The organism is Burkholderia sp. SR8 (assembly GCF_052851275.1).
This window is the reverse complement of the sequence record NZ_JAULUC010000011.1, coordinates 73,978-89,143: the sequence shown is the minus strand read 5'-3', so window position 1 is coordinate 89,143 and position 15,166 is coordinate 73,978. Positions and strand designations below refer to the sequence as shown.

The window sequence follows — 15,166 nt, the reverse complement described above, 5'->3', positions numbered from 1 at the left end:
CCGCACGACGACCGCACGACGACCGCACGACGACCGCACGACGACCGCACGACGACCGCACGACGACCGCACGACGACCGCACGACGACCGCACGACGACCGCACGACGACCGCAACGACGACCGCAACGACCGCAACGACCGCAACGACCGCAACGCCCCGGTCCGCACGCAATCGCGCGCCGCGCGATCCGCATCCCAACCCCGTCTCCGGCAACCAACCGGAGATCCAGTGCAACCCGTTTCCCCGTTCCGCGCGACGCGCAAAAGGTTGCCCACGCGTGTCAAACCGCCCCGATCAGGGAAAACACCGATCCGCCGACCACGGGCAACCCCTAAGTTGCAACCGCGTAAGTCACTGATTATATTGACTAACTGACGGGTGCAACCAATCTCGCAATTCGGTTGCACCTTTTTATTGCGTGCCGTAGGATTTCGCGCATCCTCTCACACCACATCGCCGGGCCCGCACCGGCGCACGAACCCACCATGGCAAGCACGACTCTCGGCGTCAAAGTCGACGACCTTCTCCGCTCGCGCCTGAAAGACGCGGCGGCGCGTCTCGAGCGCACTCCCCACTGGCTGATCAAGCAGGCGATCTTCGCGTATCTGGAGCGGATCGAGCACGGTCAGCTCCCGCCCGAGCTGTCGGGCAGCAGTGGCGTGACGGAGCTCGCCGACGGCCACGCGACGGACGACGACGACAACTCGCCGCACCCGTTCCTCGAGTTCGCGCAGAACGTGCAGCCGCAATCGGTGCTGCGCGCGGCGATCACGGCCGCGTATCGCCGTCCCGAGCCGGAATGCGTACCGTTCCTGCTCGGCCAGGCGCGCCTGCCCGCGAACCTGCAGGCGGACGTGCAGGCGCTCGCGACGCAGCTCGTCGAGGCGCTGCGCGAGAAGAGCTCGGGCGGCGGCGTCGAAGGGCTGATCCACGAGTTCTCGCTGTCGAGCCAGGAAGGCGTCGCGCTGATGTGCCTCGCCGAAGCGCTGCTGCGCATCCCCGATCGCGCGACGCGCGACGCGCTGATCCGCGACAAGATCAGCAAGGGCGACTGGCGCTCGCACGTCGGCCACGCGCCGTCGCTGTTCGTGAACGCGGCGACCTGGGGCCTGATGATCACCGGCAAGCTCGTGACGACCAACAGCGAAGCCGGCCTGTCGTCGGCGCTCACGCGCCTGATCGGCCGCGGCGGCGAGCCGCTGATCCGCAAGGGCGTCGACATGGCGATGCGCCTGATGGGCGAGCAGTTCGTCACCGGCGAAACGATTTCCGAAGCGCTCGCGAACAGCCGCAAGTACGAAGCGCGCGGCTTCCGCTACTCGTACGACATGCTCGGCGAAGCGGCGACGACCGAGGAGGACGCGCAGCGCTACTACGCGTCGTACGAGCAGGCGATCCATGCGATCGGCAAGGCGGCCGGCGGCCGCGGCATCTACGAAGGCCCCGGCATCTCGATCAAGCTGTCGGCGCTGCATGCGCGCTACTCGCGCTCGCAGCAGGACCGCACGATGAGCGAGCTGCTGCCGCGCGTGCGTGCGCTCGCGCTGCTCGCGCGCCGCTACGACATCGGCCTGAACATCGACGCGGAAGAAGCCGACCGTCTCGAACTGTCGCTCGACCTGCTCGAGGCGCTGTGCTTCGATCCGGAGCTCGCCGGCTGGAACGGCATCGGCTTCGTCGTGCAGGGCTACCAGAAGCGCTGCCCGTTCGTGATCGACTACCTGATCGATCTCGCGCGCCGCAGCCGTCACCGTCTGATGATCCGCCTCGTGAAGGGCGCGTACTGGGATACCGAAATCAAGCGTGCGCAGGTCGACGGCCTCGAAGGCTATCCGGTCTATACGCGCAAGATCTACACGGACGTGTCGTACCTCGCGTGCGCGAAGAAGCTGCTCGCGGCGCCCGACGCCGTCTATCCGCAGTTCGCGACGCACAACGCGTACACGCTGGCCGCGATCTATCATCTGGCCGGCCAGAACTACTACCCGGGCCAGTACGAATTCCAGTGCCTGCACGGAATGGGCGAGCCGCTGTACGAGGAAGTCACCGGCCGCGACAAGCTGAACCGTCCGTGCCGCGTGTACGCACCGGTCGGCACGCACGAAACGCTGCTCGCGTATCTGGTGCGCCGCCTGCTCGAGAACGGCGCGAACACGTCGTTCGTGAACCGCATCGCCGATAAAACGGTGTCGGTGAAGGAGCTGGTCGCCGATCCGGTCGACGAGGCCGCGAAGGTCGTGCCGCTCGGCGCGCCGCACGCGAAGATCCCGCTGCCGCGCAACCTGTACGGCGACGAGCGTCCCAACTCGATGGGCCTCGACCTGTCGAACGAACACCGTCTCGCATCGCTGTCGTCCGCGCTGCTCGCGAGCGCGCACCATCCGTGGCGCGCGGCGCCGATGCTCGCCGACGACGCGCTCGCCGACGCGCCGGCGCGCGACGTGCGCAACCCGGCCGACCAGCGCGACGTCGTCGGCACGGTCAGCGAAGCGACGTCCGAGCACGTGAGCGCGGCGCTCGCGCACGCGGTGGCAGCCGCGCCGATCTGGCAGGCGACGCCGGTCGATGCGCGCGCCGACTGCCTGGTGCGCGCGGCCGACCTGCTCGAAGCGCAGATGCACACGCTGATGGGCCTGATCGTGCGCGAAGCCGGCAAGTCGCTGCCGAACGCGATCGCCGAAATCCGCGAAGCCGTCGACTTCCTGCGCTACTACGCGGCGCAGATCCGCGACGAATTCTCGAACGACACGCACCGTCCGCTCGGCCCCGTGGTCTGTATCAGCCCGTGGAACTTCCCGCTCGCGATCTTCATGGGCCAGGTCGCGGCCGCGCTGGCAGCCGGCAACACCGTGCTCGCGAAGCCGGCCGAACAGACGCCGCTGATCGCGGCCCAGGCCGTGCGCCTGCTGCGCGAAGCCGGCGTGCCGGCCGGCGCGGTGCAGCTGCTGCCGGGCACGGGCGAGACCGTCGGTGCGGCGCTGGTCGCCGATCCGCGCACGCGTGCGGTGATGTTCACCGGTTCGACCGAAGTCGCGCGCCTGATCAACAAGACGCTGTCCGCGCGCCTCGACCCGGACGGCAAGCCGATTCCGCTGATCGCGGAGACGGGCGGCCAGAACGCGATGATCGTCGACTCGTCGGCGCTCGCGGAGCAGGTCGTCGCGGACGTGATGCAATCGTCGTTCGACTCGGCCGGTCAACGGTGCTCGGCGCTGCGCGTTCTGTGTCTGCAGGACGACGTCGCCGACCGCACGCTGACGATGCTGAAGGGCGCGATGCACGAGCTGGCGCTCGGCAACCCGGACCGGCTGTCGACCGACGTCGGCCCGGTGATCGACGCCGAAGCGAAGCAGACGATCGACACGCACGTCGCCGCGATGAGGGAAAAGGGCCACGCGATCACGCAGCTGCCGATGCCCGACGCGTGCGCGCACGGCACGTTCGTGCCGCCGACGCTGATCGAGATCGGCAGCATCGACGAACTGAAGCGGGAAGTGTTCGGCCCGGTGCTGCACGTCGTGCGCTATCGCCGCAGCCAGCTCGACAAGCTGCTCGAACAGATCCGCGCGACCGGCTACGGCCTGACGCTCGGCATCCACACGCGGATCGACGAGACGATCGCGCACGTGATCTCGAACGCGCACGTCGGCAACATCTACGTGAACCGCAACGTGATCGGCGCTGTGGTCGGCGTGCAGCCGTTCGGCGGCGAAGGGCTGTCGGGCACCGGCCCGAAGGCCGGCGGCGCGCTGTACCTGCAGCGCCTGCTCGCGACGCGTCCGTCGGGGCTGCCGCGTTCGCTCGCTGAGTCGCTGATTCCGGACGGCGCGGCCGATGGCGACGCGCGTGGCAATCCGGCGGCGGCGCTCTCCGCGCTGCGCGACTGGCTGATCGAGCAGCGCGAGCCCGCGCTGGCCGCACGCTGCGACGGCTACCTCGCACAGGTGCCGGCCGGCGCAACCGCGGTACTGACCGGCCCGACGGGCGAGCGAAACACGTATACACTCGGCCCGCGCGGCACGGTGCTGTGTGTCGCGGCGACGCCGGGCGGCGCGCGCGCGCAGTTCGCGGCCGTGCTGGCGACGGGCAACCGCGCGCTGTTCGCCGGTGCGGCGGGCGAGGCGCTGGTGGCCGCGCTGCCGGCTGCGCTGAAGGCGCATGCGGCCGTGCGCAAGCAGGCCGACGCGCCGTTCGACGCGGTGCTGTTCGAAGGCGACAGCGACGAGCTGCAGACGCTCGTGAAGGACGTCGCGCAGCGCCCGGGCCCGATCGTGTCGGTGCAGGGTGTGTCGGCGGGCGCGTTCGAGAACGGCGATGCGGAAGACTACGCGCTCGAGCGCCTGCTGACGGAGCGCTCGGTGAGCGTGAACACGGCCGCCGCAGGCGGCAATGCGAATTTGATGACGATCGGCTGACCATCCTTGCCGTTCGGATCAAACAAAGGAAGCGGCAAGGCGATCCCGAAGCCGCTCCATTTACCCTGGTACCAAGGAGATGCTATGCAACACACGATGAAAAAGCTGGCAGGCGCGACGTTCGTCGCTGTCATGTCGCTGGCGGGGACGGCTCATGCGGACGACGTGAAGATCGGTTACGCAGGGCCGATGACGGGCGCCCAGGCTCACTACGGCAAGGATATGCAGAACGGGATCGCGCTCGCGCTGGAAGACTTCAACGCGACCAGCCCGAAGATCGGCGGCAAGCCGGTGAAGTTCGTGCTCGAGACGCAGGACGACCAGGCTGACCCGCGCACCGGCACGACCGTTGCGCAGAAGCTGGTCGACGACGGCATCAAGGGCATGCTCGGCCACTTCAACTCGGGCACGACGATTCCGGCATCGCGCATCTACGCGAACGCCGGCATCCCGGAAATCGCGATGGCGACGGCGCCGGAGTACACGCAGCAGGGTTACAAGACGACCTTCCGCATGATGACGTCCGACACGCAGCAGGGCTCGGTGGCGGGCACGTTCGCGGCGAAGGATCTCGGCATGAAGAAGATCGCGATCGTCGACGACCGCACGGCCTACGGCCAGGGTCTCGCCGACCAGTTCGAGAAGGCCGCGAAGGCCGGCGGCGCGACGATCGTCGACCGCGAGTTCACGAACGACAAGGCCGTCGACTTCAAGGCGATCCTGACCAAGCTGAAGGCGGCGAAGCCGGACCTCGTCTACTACGGCGGCGCGGATTCGCAGGCAGCGCCGATGGTCAAGCAGATGAAGGCGCTCGGCATGACCGCACCGCTGATGAGCGGCGAAATGGTCAAGACGCCGACGTTCCTGAAGATCGCGGGCAACGCGGCCGAAGGCACGATCGCGTCGCTGGCAGGCCTGCCGCTCGCCGAAATGCCGGGCGGCAAGTCGTACGCCGACAAGTACAAGAAGCGCTTCGGCGAAGACGTGCAGACCTATTCGCCGTACGCGTACGACGGCGCGATGGCAATGCTCAACGCGATGAAGAAGGCCGATTCGACCGATCCGGCGAAGTACCTGCCGGTGCTCGCGAAGACCGACATGGCCGGCGTCACGTCGACGCACGTCGCGTACGACGCGAAGGGCGACCTGAAGAACGGCGGCATCACGATGTACAAGGTCGAGAAGGGCGAGTGGAAGCCGCTGAAGAGCATCGGCGGCAAGTAAGCATGGTGTGAGTCGCGGGCGGCGCCGAAGGGCGCCGCCGCAGCGGAGCACGATGATGCGAAAAGCCATCGGGCCGTCGGGTCCGGTGGCTTTTTCTTTGGCGTGCCGCTCGTGAGTCGCCGCTATTCGCGCCGCGTGCGCAGCAGGAACTTCTGCAGCTTGCCCGTCGGCGTGCGCGGCAGCGTTTCCGCGAACACGAATTCGCGCGGGATCTTGTACGCGGCGAGCCGCTCGCCGCAGAACGCGCGCAGCGCGTCCGCATCGGGCGCCGCACCGGCGCGCGGCACCACGTGCGCGACGACCGTCTCGCCCCAGTCCGGATGCGCGACGCCGACCACCGCGGCTTCCGCGATGTCCGGATGCGCGCCGAGCACGTCCTCGACCTCCTTCGAATAGACGTTCTCGCCGCCCGTCACGATCATGTCCTTCAGCCGGTCGACGATGAACAGATAGCCATCCTGATCGATCCGCGCGATGTCGCCGGTGCGGTACCAGCCGTCCGGCGTGAACGCGGCGCGCGTCGCGGCCGCATCGTCGAGATAGCCGAGCATCATGCTGTCGGCCTTCAGCCAGATCTCGCCGGTATCGCCGGGCAGCGCGTCCGCGCCGTTGCCGCGCACGACCCGCAGGTCGACGCCCGGGCCGCCGTGGCGGCCGATCGAACCGGCCTTCGCGATCTGCTCGTCCGGATACAGCGTGGTGCCGGCCGGGCCCGTTTCCGTCATCCCGTAGACCTGGTAGAACGCGCTGCTGCGATATGCGTGCGCGAGCCGTTCGGCCTGCTCCGCGCCGATCGGGCCGCCGCCGTACAGCCATGCGCGCACGCTCGACAGATCGAACGCCGCGAAGCGCTCGAGCGTGTCGAGCGGCAGCGTGTACGACACCGGCGCGCCGAAATACAGCGTCACGCGCTCGCGCTCGATTGCTTCCAGGAAGCGCAGCGGATGGTATTCGCGCAGCAGCACGACGGTGCCGCCCGCGTACAGCGTGCCGCCGAACCAGTTGTTCAGCGGCGACGAATGCCAGATCGGCATCGCCACCAGCGTGCGTTCGTTACGGCCGATGCCGATCGCGAGCGCGGCCGACATCGCCGCGAACGTCACCGTGCGGTGACTGTGCACGCAGCCTTTCGGGCGGCCGGTCGTGCCGGACGTGTAGAGGATCTGCGCGACGTCGTCGTCGGCCGGCTCGATGCCGGCGACGCCGTCCATCGCCGCGCGCATCGCATCGAAGTCGGGCACGCCGGTCGCGTCGCCTCCGGTGACGAGCCGCTGCGCCGGATGGATCACGCGCGCAAGCACCGGCGCGAGCGTCGCGTCGAACAGGATCGCCTTGCTGCGGCTGTGTTCGAGCACGTAGTCGACTTCCGGCGCCTGCAGCTTGTGGTTGACCGGCACGAACGTGGCGCCGAGCCGCCACGCGCCGAACATCAGGTCGACGAAGGCCGGCGTGTTCAGGCACATCGCGGCGACACGGTCGCCGGCCGCGACGCCGAGCGCGCTCAGCACGGCCGCCGCGCGGTGCGAGCGCTCGCGCGCGGCGGCGTACGTGATCGTCGTGTCGTCGTCGATGAGGAACGGCTTGTCGGGTGTCGCGCGGGCGGCGCGATCGAGAGCGGCGACGAGGTTCATCGAGCCTCCTGGCGAGGACAACCGGAGCGGGCGGTGCGTCAGGCCGGGTAGGCCCGTTGCAGCAGTGCGGCGACGTCGAGCGCATGCGGATCGAAGCCGCCCGCGACGCGGCCCCAGTCGGGTGCGGCGAGCCGGGTCGCGATGAACGCATCGGACACGGCCGCGGGCGCGTCGCGCCGCAGCAGGCATGCCTGCGCGACCAGCGCGAGCCGCTGCGCGAACCGGCGCGCCGATGCCTCGAGCGTGTCGGCCGGCGCCGCGAGCATCGCGCGCAACGCATCGAGCGCCGCGCGAATGTGCGGTTCGCCGGCGCCGAGGTCGGACAGTTCGGCGACGAGCGCCGCAGCCGCGTCGGGCTCGCGCGACACCGCGCGCAGCACGTCGAGGCACATCACGTTGCCGGAGCCTTCCCAGATCGAGTTGACCGGCGCTTCGCGGAACAGCCGCGCGATCGGGCCGTCGTCGACGTAGCCGTTGCCGCCGAACACTTCCATCACTTCGCCGGTCAGCTCGACCGCGCGCTTGCAGACCCAGAATTTCGCGGCGGGCGTGACGATCCGCTTCCATGCGCGTTCGAGCGGCGAATCGTCGCGCTCGAACGCGTCGGCGAGCCGCATCGCGAGCGCGAGCGCCGCCTCGCTCTCGAGCGCGAGATCGGCGAGCACGGTGCGCATCAGCGGCTGCTCGGCGAGCGCGCGGCCGAACGCGTGGCGCCGGCGCGTGTACGCGATCGCCTGCACGACGCCCTGGCGCAGCATCGCGGCGCTGCCGAGCACGCAGTTCAGCCGCGTGCAGGTGGCCATCTCGATGATGGTCGGAATCCCGCGCCCTTCGTCGCCGAGCATGATGCCCCACGCGTCGTTCAGCTCGATCTCGCTACTCGAATTGCTGCGGTTGCCGACCTTGTTCTTCAGGCGCTGGATCTCGACCGCGTTCTTCGTGCCGTCCGGGCGCCAGCGCGGCACGTAGAAGCACGACGGGCCGCCGTCTTCGGTGCGCGCGACGACGAGGTGCGCATCGCACATCGGCGCGGAGAAGAACCACTTGTGGCCGCGCAGCCGGTATTCGCCGCCGCGCCCGCCCGCGCCGACGGCGCTCGCGAGCGTCGTGTTCGCGCGCACGTCGGAGCCGCCCTGCTTCTCGGTCATTCCCATCCCGAACCAGATCGAGTGCTTGTCGGCGACCGGCACGTCGCGCGGATCGTAGTCGTCGCTATATAGCTTGTCGCGCAGCTGGTCCCACAGCGCGGGCTCCTTCTGCAGCACCGGAATCGCGGCCTGCGTCATCGTCGCCGGGCACAGCGTGCCGGCCTCGATCTGGCCGTGCAGGTAGAAGCCGGCTGCGGTCGCGGCCCAGCGGCCCGCGCGCGTGTCGCGGAACGCGAGCGATACGAAGCCTTGTTGGCGGTACATGCCGAGCAGCGTGTGCCACGCCGGATGGAAGTCGACGCGGTCGATGCGCCGGCCGCGGCGGTCGAACGCGTTCAGCTCCGGCGTGTGGCGGTTCGCTTCGTCGGCGAGCCGCGCGGTGTCGGCGCTGCCGAGCCGCGCGCCGTACGCGTCGAGCTGCGGGACGGCCCAGCCGGCGCCGGCGCGCGCGAGCGCGTCGCGCAGCGCGACGTCGGTCGCGAAGAGGTTATAGTCGACCAGTTCGTCGAACTGGTTCGTGACGGCATGGGTCGCTTCGGTCATCGGGTTGTCTCCGGTGTCGTGCTTCGCGGTCGTCGGCCGCGGGGTGCCGTGCTGCCGGCGCATGCAAAAGCGTCGAAAGCATGCGTGCGCGAGCCGGCTCCCCGTCAAACGTGTTCCCCGCTGAATTTCAGAGTAGCAAATATGCCGCCGCGACATGTTCAGGTTCCGGCGCCGCCCGGCCAGCCGGCGGCGCAACCCGCGCCCGCGTTGCGCCGCCGGCCGCGGCAGTCGCGCGCGCAGGCCACGTCCGATGCGCTGCAGCAGGCGTTCGTTCAGCTTTTGCTCGAACGCGGCTACGCGAAGGCGACGATCCGCGAGATCGCGGCCGTCGCGGGCGTGAGCATCGGCACCTTCTACGAATACTTCGGCGACAAGCAGAGCCTCGCCGCGCTATGCATCCACCGGCGCGTGCTGGCGCTGGCCGACCGGCTGCGCGAAGCGGCGCACGGGCTGCGCGGCGCGCGGCGCGCCGAACTCGCGGCCGCGCTGGTCGACCTGCAGGTCGATGCGATCGGCGCCGACGCCGCGCTGTGGGGCGCGTTCTTCGCGCTGGAGCGGCAGGTATCGCCGCTCGCCGCGTACCGCCGGCATTACGACGCGTATGTCGCGCTGTGGCGCGACGCGCTCGCGCAGGCGGCCGACCCGCCGCCGGCCGCACGGCTCGACCGCTGCGCGCGGATGGCCCATACGGTCTGCTACGGCGGCGTGTCGCAGGCGCTGCTGACGCTCGGGCCCGCGCTCGACTTCGGCGCATTGCGCAGTGAATTGCAGGCCGTGCTGCGCGCGTATCTGGCGGCAGCCGGCACCGAGGCAGCGGGCAACCGCCCGAGCGCGCGTCCGGGAAATGCCTGATACGCATGCGGGGCGAGTGGTGCCGCCATGACCTCAGGGATTCCGAATCCATCGCCATGAGAAAAATGCATGGCCGCCATGACGAACTTTCGGTTGTCCGCCGATATTGGCTCGGGCTAAATCATGCTGCATGAGCCTGCCTGCGCGTCGCGCGGGCAGGCTCGACGGACATCAGAAGGAGAAGTCATGCGAAGCGCCACCACGCCCCGTTCAAAGCTGCCGGACGTCGGGACGACGATCTTCACGGTGATCGGCCAGCTCGCCGCGCAGCACGATGCGCTGAACCTGTCGCAGGGCGCGCCGAACTTCGCGCCGGATCCGGCGCTCGTCGACGGCGTCGCGCGCGCGATGCGCGACGGTCACAACCAGTACGCGCCGATGGCGGGCGTCACGTCGCTGCGCGAGCGGCTCGCGGAGAAGACCGAGGCGCTGTACGGCGCGCGCTACGACCCGGGCACCGAGATTACGGTGATCGCGAGTGCGAGCGAGGGGCTGTACGCGGCGATCAGCGCGCTCGTGCATCCGGGCGACGAAGTGATCTATTTCGAGCCGGCATTCGACAGCTACGCGCCGATCGTGCGGATGCAGGGCGCGACGCCGGTCGCGATCAAGCTGTCGGCCGAGCATTTCCGCGTGAACTGGGACGAAGTGGCCGCGGCGATCACGCCGCGCACGCGGATGATCATCGTCAACACGCCGCACAACCCGACCGCGACCGTCTTCTCCGCCGACGATCTCGAGCGGCTCGCGCAGCTCACGCGCAATACCGGCATCGTCGTGTTGTCGGACGAGGTGTACGAGCATGTGGTGTTCGACGGCGCGCTGCACCAGAGCGTTGCACGGCACCGCGAGCTGGCCGAGCGCAGCGTGATCGTGTCGTCGTTCGGCAAGTCGTTCCACGTGACGGGCTGGCGGGTCGGCCATTGCGTCGCGCCGGCTGCGCTGATGGACGAAATCCGCAAGGTGCACCAGTTCATGGTGTTCTCGGCCGATACGCCGATGCAGGTCGCGTTCGCGGAGATTCTCGCGCGGCCGGAAAGCTATCTCGGCCTGTCTGCGTTCTACCAGGCCAAGCGCGACCTGCTCGTGCGCGAGCTGGCCGGGTCGCGCTTCGAGCTGCTGCCGAGCGAAGGCTCGTTCTTCATGCTCGCGCGCTTCCGGCATTTTTCGGACGAGCGCGACAGCGACTTCGTGCTGCGCCTGATCCGCGATGCGCGCGTCGCGACGATTCCGCTGTCGGCGTTCTACACCGACGGCACCGACGCCGGCGTGATCCGGCTCAGTTTCTCGAAGGACGACGCGACGCTGATCGAGGGCGCGCGGCGGCTGCGTTCGCTGTAACCGCGGGCGCGGCCCGCACCCACGCAGGCGACGTACAGGTCGCCTCGCACGCCACGGATGGGACCGTCGTACGTGCCGCTGCACGGCGCCGGCCGACAAGTCAGGAGATCACGATGAAGCATGCACACACCCTGAAACTCGCGTTCGCATTCGCGTGCGCGCTCGGCTCCGGCGCGGCACTCGCCGACGGACAGACACTGCGTTTCGGCCTCGAGGCGCAATACCCGCCGTTCGAATCGAAGGCGCCGAACGGCGAATTGCAGGGCTTCGACATCGACGTCGGCAAAGCCGTCTGCCAGAGCGCGAAGCTGTCTTGCAAGTGGGTCGAGACGTCGTTCGACGGGCTGATCCCGGCGCTGCAGGGCCGCAAGTTCGACGCGATCAACTCGGCGATGAACGCGACCGAACAGCGGCGCCAGGCGATCGACTTCACGACGATCATCTACCGCGTGCCGACGCAGCTGATCGCGCGCACGGGCAGCGGGCTGCTGCCGACGGCCGAATCGCTGAAGGGCAAGCGCGTCGGCGTGCTGCAGGCGTCGATCCAGGAAACCTACGCGAAGGCGCACTGGGAGCCGGCCGGCGTGTCGGTCGTCGCGTACCAGGACCAGAACCAGGCCTATGCCGACCTCGTCGCGGGCCGCCTCGACGCGACGCTCGTGCTCGCGCCGGCCGGTCAGCGCGGCTTCCTGTCGCGCCCGGACGGCAAGGGCTTCGCGTTCGTCGGTCAGCCGGTGCGCGACGACAAGATTCTCGGCAGCGGGATCGCGTTCGGCCTGCGCAAGGGCGACGAGGCGCTGAAGACCAAGCTCGACGCGGCGATCGACAAGCTGAAGGCGGACGGCACCGTGAAGGCGCTCGGCCAGAAGTACTTCGGCGACATCGACATCTCGACGAAGTAAGCGGGCCTGCACGATGCAGAGCCCGGACACGGACGCCGCGACGGGCGGCCACGGCGCCGCTTCGCCGGCGGATGACGCGCTCGAGGCACTCGAGGCGGCGCTCGTCGCCGCGCTGGGCGATGCGCTCGTCACGCGCGCGGCCGACATCGATGCGCGCTACTTCACCGCGTACAACGAGCCGGCCGGCGTGCGTCCGCGCGCGCTGGTGCGGCCGCGCAGCGTCGACGACGTGTCGCGCACGCTTGCGCTGTGCACGCGGCTCGGGCAGCCGGTCGTGCCGCAGGGCGGCCTGACCGGGCTCGCGCGCGGCGCGGTCGCGCTCGGCGGCGAGATCGTGCTGTCGATGGAGCGTTTCGCCGGTGTCGAGGCCATCGATGCGGCGGCCGGCACGATGACGGTACGCGCCGGAACGCCGCTGCAGATCGTGCAGGAGGCGGCGGACGCGGCCGGCTTCACGTTCGGTGTCGATCTCGGCGCGCGCGGATCGTGCCAGATCGGCGGCATGCTCGCGACCAACGCGGGCGGCACGCGCGCGATCTGCTACGGGATGATGCGCGAGCAGGTGCTCGGGCTCGAGGCCGTGCTCGCGGACGGCACCGTCGTGTCGTCGCTGAACCGGATGCTGAAGAACAACGCGGGCTACGACCTGAAGCAGCTGTTCATCGGCAGCGAAGGCACGCTCGGCGTCGTCACGCGCGCGGTGCTGCGGCTGCATCCGAAGCTGGCCGAGCCGGCCACCGCGCTGTGCCGCGTGCACGGCTACGATGCCGTCGTCGGATTGTGGAACCGTCTGCGCGCGCTGCCGGAGATCGTCAGTTTCGAAGCGATGTGGCCGGCGTTCTACGACTACGTCGCGCGTCATACGCCCGGCGTCGCCGCGCCGTTCGCGGGCGACGGCGGTTTCGCGGTGCTGATCGAATGCGCGACGAGCGCGCCGGGCAGCGATGCGCGCGCCGCGCTGGAAACCGCCCTCGCGGATGCGTTCGATGGGGGCCTCGTCGACGATGCGGCGCTCGCGACGTCGGAGCGGCAGGCGCGCGACCTGTGGACGTTGCGCGAAGGTCTCGCGATCGACGCGCTGCCGCATCTGATGAACTTCGACGTGAGCCTGCCGACGGGTGAACTGGGCGCGTTCGCCGTGCGCTGCGAAGCGGCATTGCGCGGCCGCTGGCCCGACATCGTGTGCCTGTTCTTCGGTCACGTCGGCGACGGCAACGTGCATGTCGGCGTATCGCTCGCCGGCATGCGCGACGCGGATGCGGAAGCGATCGACGATTGCGTCTACGCGGTCATACGCGACTTGGGCGGCTCGGTGTCGGCGGAGCACGGCATCGGCGTGCTGAAGCGCGCGTATCTCGCGCACACGCGCAGCGACGCCGAGATCGCGCTGATGCGGCGCCTGAAGGCTGCGCTCGATCCGGCCGGCGTGCTCAATCCCGGCAAGGTGCTCTGAGCGGCGCCGGCCGCGGGCGATGCGTCAGGCGTCGACCCAGCGCAGCGCGCCGATCTTCAGGTGCTCGACGACGCTGCGCGCCCAGTCGAGTTCCGCGTTCAGCAGCACGAGCGCATGCTCGTTCTGCAGCAGGAACAGGCGCGGCACCTGATCGTTCTGCGCGGCGTTGCGCAGCGATTCGAGACGTTCGCGTTCGGCTTCGAGCGCGGCGATGCGGCGCTCCAGCTGATGGCGCGCGTCTTCCGCGTCAAGCAGCGGCAGGAACGCGAGGCCGGCGCCGAATGCCGGAAACTCGCGCGCGGGCTCCGCGAGCAGCGCATGCAGCCACGCCTGGCCGGCCGTATGCCCGGCCTCGGTCAGCGTGTACAGCGTGCGCTCCGGGAACGCACCGTCGCGCTGGGTATCGTGGACGGCGATCAACCCGTCGCGCAGCAGCCGGTCGATCGTCTGGTAGAGGCTCGTGCGCTGCCGCACGTTGACGACTTCGTCATAGCCGCGCGCCTTCAGCTGCTGCAGCATGCCGTACGGATGCATCGGCGTTTCGGTGAGCGTCGCGAGGATCGCGAGCGCGAGCGGCGACGGGCGGCTCGTTGACATGAATAGTTCGGCTATATCTAGTAAAACTATAACTAGTATCAACTAGACCATCATATTCCACAAGGGTTTCAGCCGAGGTGCGAGCGCTTCGCGGCCGGTGCGACGGTTTCCATCGTCGCGAGACCCTGCACGATGCCGCAGTCCTCGACCGAGTGTTCGCCGACACACTGACGGCGCAATTCGGTGAGCTGGTCGCGCAGATGCGTCAGTTCCGCGAGCCGCGCATCGACGTGGCCGATGTGTTCGTCGAGCAGCGCGTTGACCGAATCGCACGGGTCGGCCGGCGTGTCGGTGAGCTGCAGCAGCGTGCGGATTTCATCGTGCGCCATGTCGAGCGCGCGACAGTTGCGGATGAAGCGCAGCCGTTCGACGTGCACGTCGGTGTAGTTGCGGTAGTTCGAATCGGTGCGCTCCGCATCCGGCATCAGCCCCTCTTTCTCGTAGAAGCGGATCGTCTCCGGCGTGCAGCGGGCCGCCTTGGCCAGTTCGCCGATCTTCATGACCTTTCTCCGTTGTAAGGGTTGACCTTGTAGTGGCTTCAGGGTGTTAACTCTACACCGTCAAGCCATAGAGGAGGTTGTCATGACCGACGCCCAGCGTCCCCGCGACCCACGACACCGTCATGCCGACGGCGCCGATGCGTGCTGCGCAGACACGCACGCCACGCACACGGCGACCGTTGCCGATACGGCGCCGGCGGCCGGCGAGCATACGCACGGCGATGCGGCAGCGCGCGGCGCGCAGCGGCACGAATGCGGTCACGATCACGACGACGGTCACGATCACGGTCACGCGGCCGCGCGCGCCACGCTGCGGGATCACGACCCCGGCGGTCATGCCGATCACGCGCACGGTGACGGGCATGAGCAGGGCGCCGCGTGTTCGCATGCCCCCGCGGCGCATGACCATGCCGGTCACGCTCACGCTCACGCCCACGCCCACGCCCACGCCCACGACCACGACCACGACCACGACCACGACCACGACCACGACCACGACCACGACCACGACCACGCGGCCGGCGCCTGCTGCGCGCCCGCCGCGGTGACGCTCGCGC

The 15,166-nt window shown here is 69.3% G+C and carries 11 protein-coding genes; 6 read left to right on the top strand and 5 right to left on the bottom strand.

The window, feature by feature from the left end; translation table 11 throughout:
* Positions 1–488 precede the first annotated feature (488 nt).
* Together putA and Q3A80_RS16260 are read left to right on the top strand one after the other, a co-directional pair.
* Positions 489–4,418 carry a trifunctional transcriptional regulator/proline dehydrogenase/L-glutamate gamma-semialdehyde dehydrogenase gene (gene putA, locus Q3A80_RS16265; protein WP_446329982.1) on the top strand — a complete coding sequence of 1,310 codons (3,930 nt, stop codon included), beginning with the start codon at positions 489–491 and terminating at the stop codon, positions 4,416–4,418.
* Positions 4,419–4,502: 84 nt separating this feature from the next.
* Positions 4,503–5,642 (top strand): branched-chain amino acid ABC transporter substrate-binding protein, encoded by a 1,140-nt coding sequence (locus tag Q3A80_RS16260; protein ID WP_446329981.1) that lies wholly within the window; start codon positions 4,503–4,505, stop codon positions 5,640–5,642.
* A gap of 122 nt (positions 5,643–5,764) precedes the next feature.
* On the opposite strand, the gene Q3A80_RS16255 is transcribed toward Q3A80_RS16260, so the two are convergent.
* Complete coding sequence (locus Q3A80_RS16255) at positions 5,765–7,273, bottom strand: acyl-CoA synthetase (protein ID WP_446329980.1); 1,509 nt, start codon at positions 7,271–7,273, stop codon at positions 5,765–5,767.
* A gap of 38 nt (positions 7,274–7,311) precedes the next feature.
* Positions 7,312–8,964 (bottom strand): acyl-CoA dehydrogenase family protein, encoded by a 1,653-nt coding sequence (locus tag Q3A80_RS16250; RefSeq protein WP_446329979.1) that lies wholly within the window; start codon positions 8,962–8,964, stop codon positions 7,312–7,314.
* A 141-nt stretch (positions 8,965–9,105) separates the two neighbouring features.
* Here Q3A80_RS16250 and Q3A80_RS16245 point away from each other — a divergent pair, with 141 nt between their 5' ends.
* From Q3A80_RS16245 to Q3A80_RS16230, 4 genes are all read left to right on the top strand, one after another.
* The gene (locus tag Q3A80_RS16245) at positions 9,106–9,816 is read left to right on the top strand and encodes a TetR/AcrR family transcriptional regulator (protein ID WP_446329978.1); all 711 of its coding nucleotides are present in this window, start codon (positions 9,106–9,108) and stop codon (positions 9,814–9,816) included.
* Positions 9,817–10,002: 186 nt separating this feature from the next.
* Positions 10,003–11,157, top strand: coding sequence for a methionine aminotransferase (locus tag Q3A80_RS16240; RefSeq protein ID WP_446329977.1), 1,155 nt, complete (start codon positions 10,003–10,005; stop codon positions 11,155–11,157).
* Positions 11,158–11,270: 113 nt separating this feature from the next.
* Positions 11,271–12,059 (top strand): ABC transporter substrate-binding protein, encoded by a 789-nt coding sequence (locus Q3A80_RS16235; protein WP_446329976.1) that lies wholly within the window; start codon positions 11,271–11,273, stop codon positions 12,057–12,059.
* 13 nt (positions 12,060–12,072) lie between these two features.
* A complete protein-coding gene (locus tag Q3A80_RS16230; protein ID WP_446329975.1) occupies positions 12,073–13,512 on the top strand; it encodes an FAD-binding oxidoreductase in 1,440 nt (479 codons plus the stop codon).
* A gap of 24 nt (positions 13,513–13,536) precedes the next feature.
* Here the strand turns inward: Q3A80_RS16230 and Q3A80_RS16225 are convergent, their stop codons facing one another.
* From Q3A80_RS16225 to Q3A80_RS16215, 3 genes are all read right to left on the bottom strand, one after another.
* Positions 13,537–14,109, bottom strand: coding sequence for a PadR family transcriptional regulator (locus Q3A80_RS16225; RefSeq protein ID WP_446329974.1), 573 nt, complete (start codon positions 14,107–14,109; stop codon positions 13,537–13,539).
* A gap of 68 nt (positions 14,110–14,177) precedes the next feature.
* Positions 14,178–14,609, bottom strand: coding sequence for a Cd(II)/Pb(II)-responsive transcriptional regulator (cadR, locus tag Q3A80_RS16220; RefSeq protein WP_446329973.1), 432 nt, complete (start codon positions 14,607–14,609; stop codon positions 14,178–14,180).
* A gap of 52 nt (positions 14,610–14,661) precedes the next feature.
* Positions 14,662–15,123: a hypothetical protein gene (locus Q3A80_RS16215; RefSeq protein ID WP_446329972.1), complete on the bottom strand. Its 462-nt coding sequence runs from the start codon at positions 15,121–15,123 to the stop codon at positions 14,662–14,664.
* Positions 15,124–15,166 lie beyond the last annotated feature (43 nt).

What these genes read in the sequence shown, in the direction of transcription:
- Q3A80_RS16255 (WP_446329980.1), bottom strand. Translation starts at nt 7,273, where the DNA reads ATGAACCTCGTCGCCGCTCTCGATCGCGCCGCCCGCGCGACACCCGAC.
- cadR (WP_446329973.1), bottom strand. Translation starts at nt 14,609, where the DNA reads ATGAAGATCGGCGAACTGGCCAAGGCGGCCCGCTGCACGCCGGAGACG.
- Q3A80_RS16230 (WP_446329975.1), top strand. Translation starts at nt 12,073, where the DNA reads ATGCAGAGCCCGGACACGGACGCCGCGACGGGCGGCCACGGCGCCGCT.
- Q3A80_RS16235 (WP_446329976.1), top strand. Translation starts at nt 11,271, where the DNA reads ATGAAGCATGCACACACCCTGAAACTCGCGTTCGCATTCGCGTGCGCG.
- Q3A80_RS16245 (WP_446329978.1), top strand. Translation starts at nt 9,106, where the DNA reads ATGCCGCCGCGACATGTTCAGGTTCCGGCGCCGCCCGGCCAGCCGGCG.
- Q3A80_RS16260 (WP_446329981.1), top strand. Translation starts at nt 4,503, where the DNA reads ATGCAACACACGATGAAAAAGCTGGCAGGCGCGACGTTCGTCGCTGTC.
- putA (WP_446329982.1), top strand. Translation starts at nt 489, where the DNA reads ATGGCAAGCACGACTCTCGGCGTCAAAGTCGACGACCTTCTCCGCTCG.
- Q3A80_RS16240 (WP_446329977.1), top strand. Translation starts at nt 10,003, where the DNA reads ATGCGAAGCGCCACCACGCCCCGTTCAAAGCTGCCGGACGTCGGGACG.
- Q3A80_RS16250 (WP_446329979.1), bottom strand. Translation starts at nt 8,964, where the DNA reads ATGACCGAAGCGACCCATGCCGTCACGAACCAGTTCGACGAACTGGTC.
- Q3A80_RS16225 (WP_446329974.1), bottom strand. Translation starts at nt 14,109, where the DNA reads ATGTCAACGAGCCGCCCGTCGCCGCTCGCGCTCGCGATCCTCGCGACG.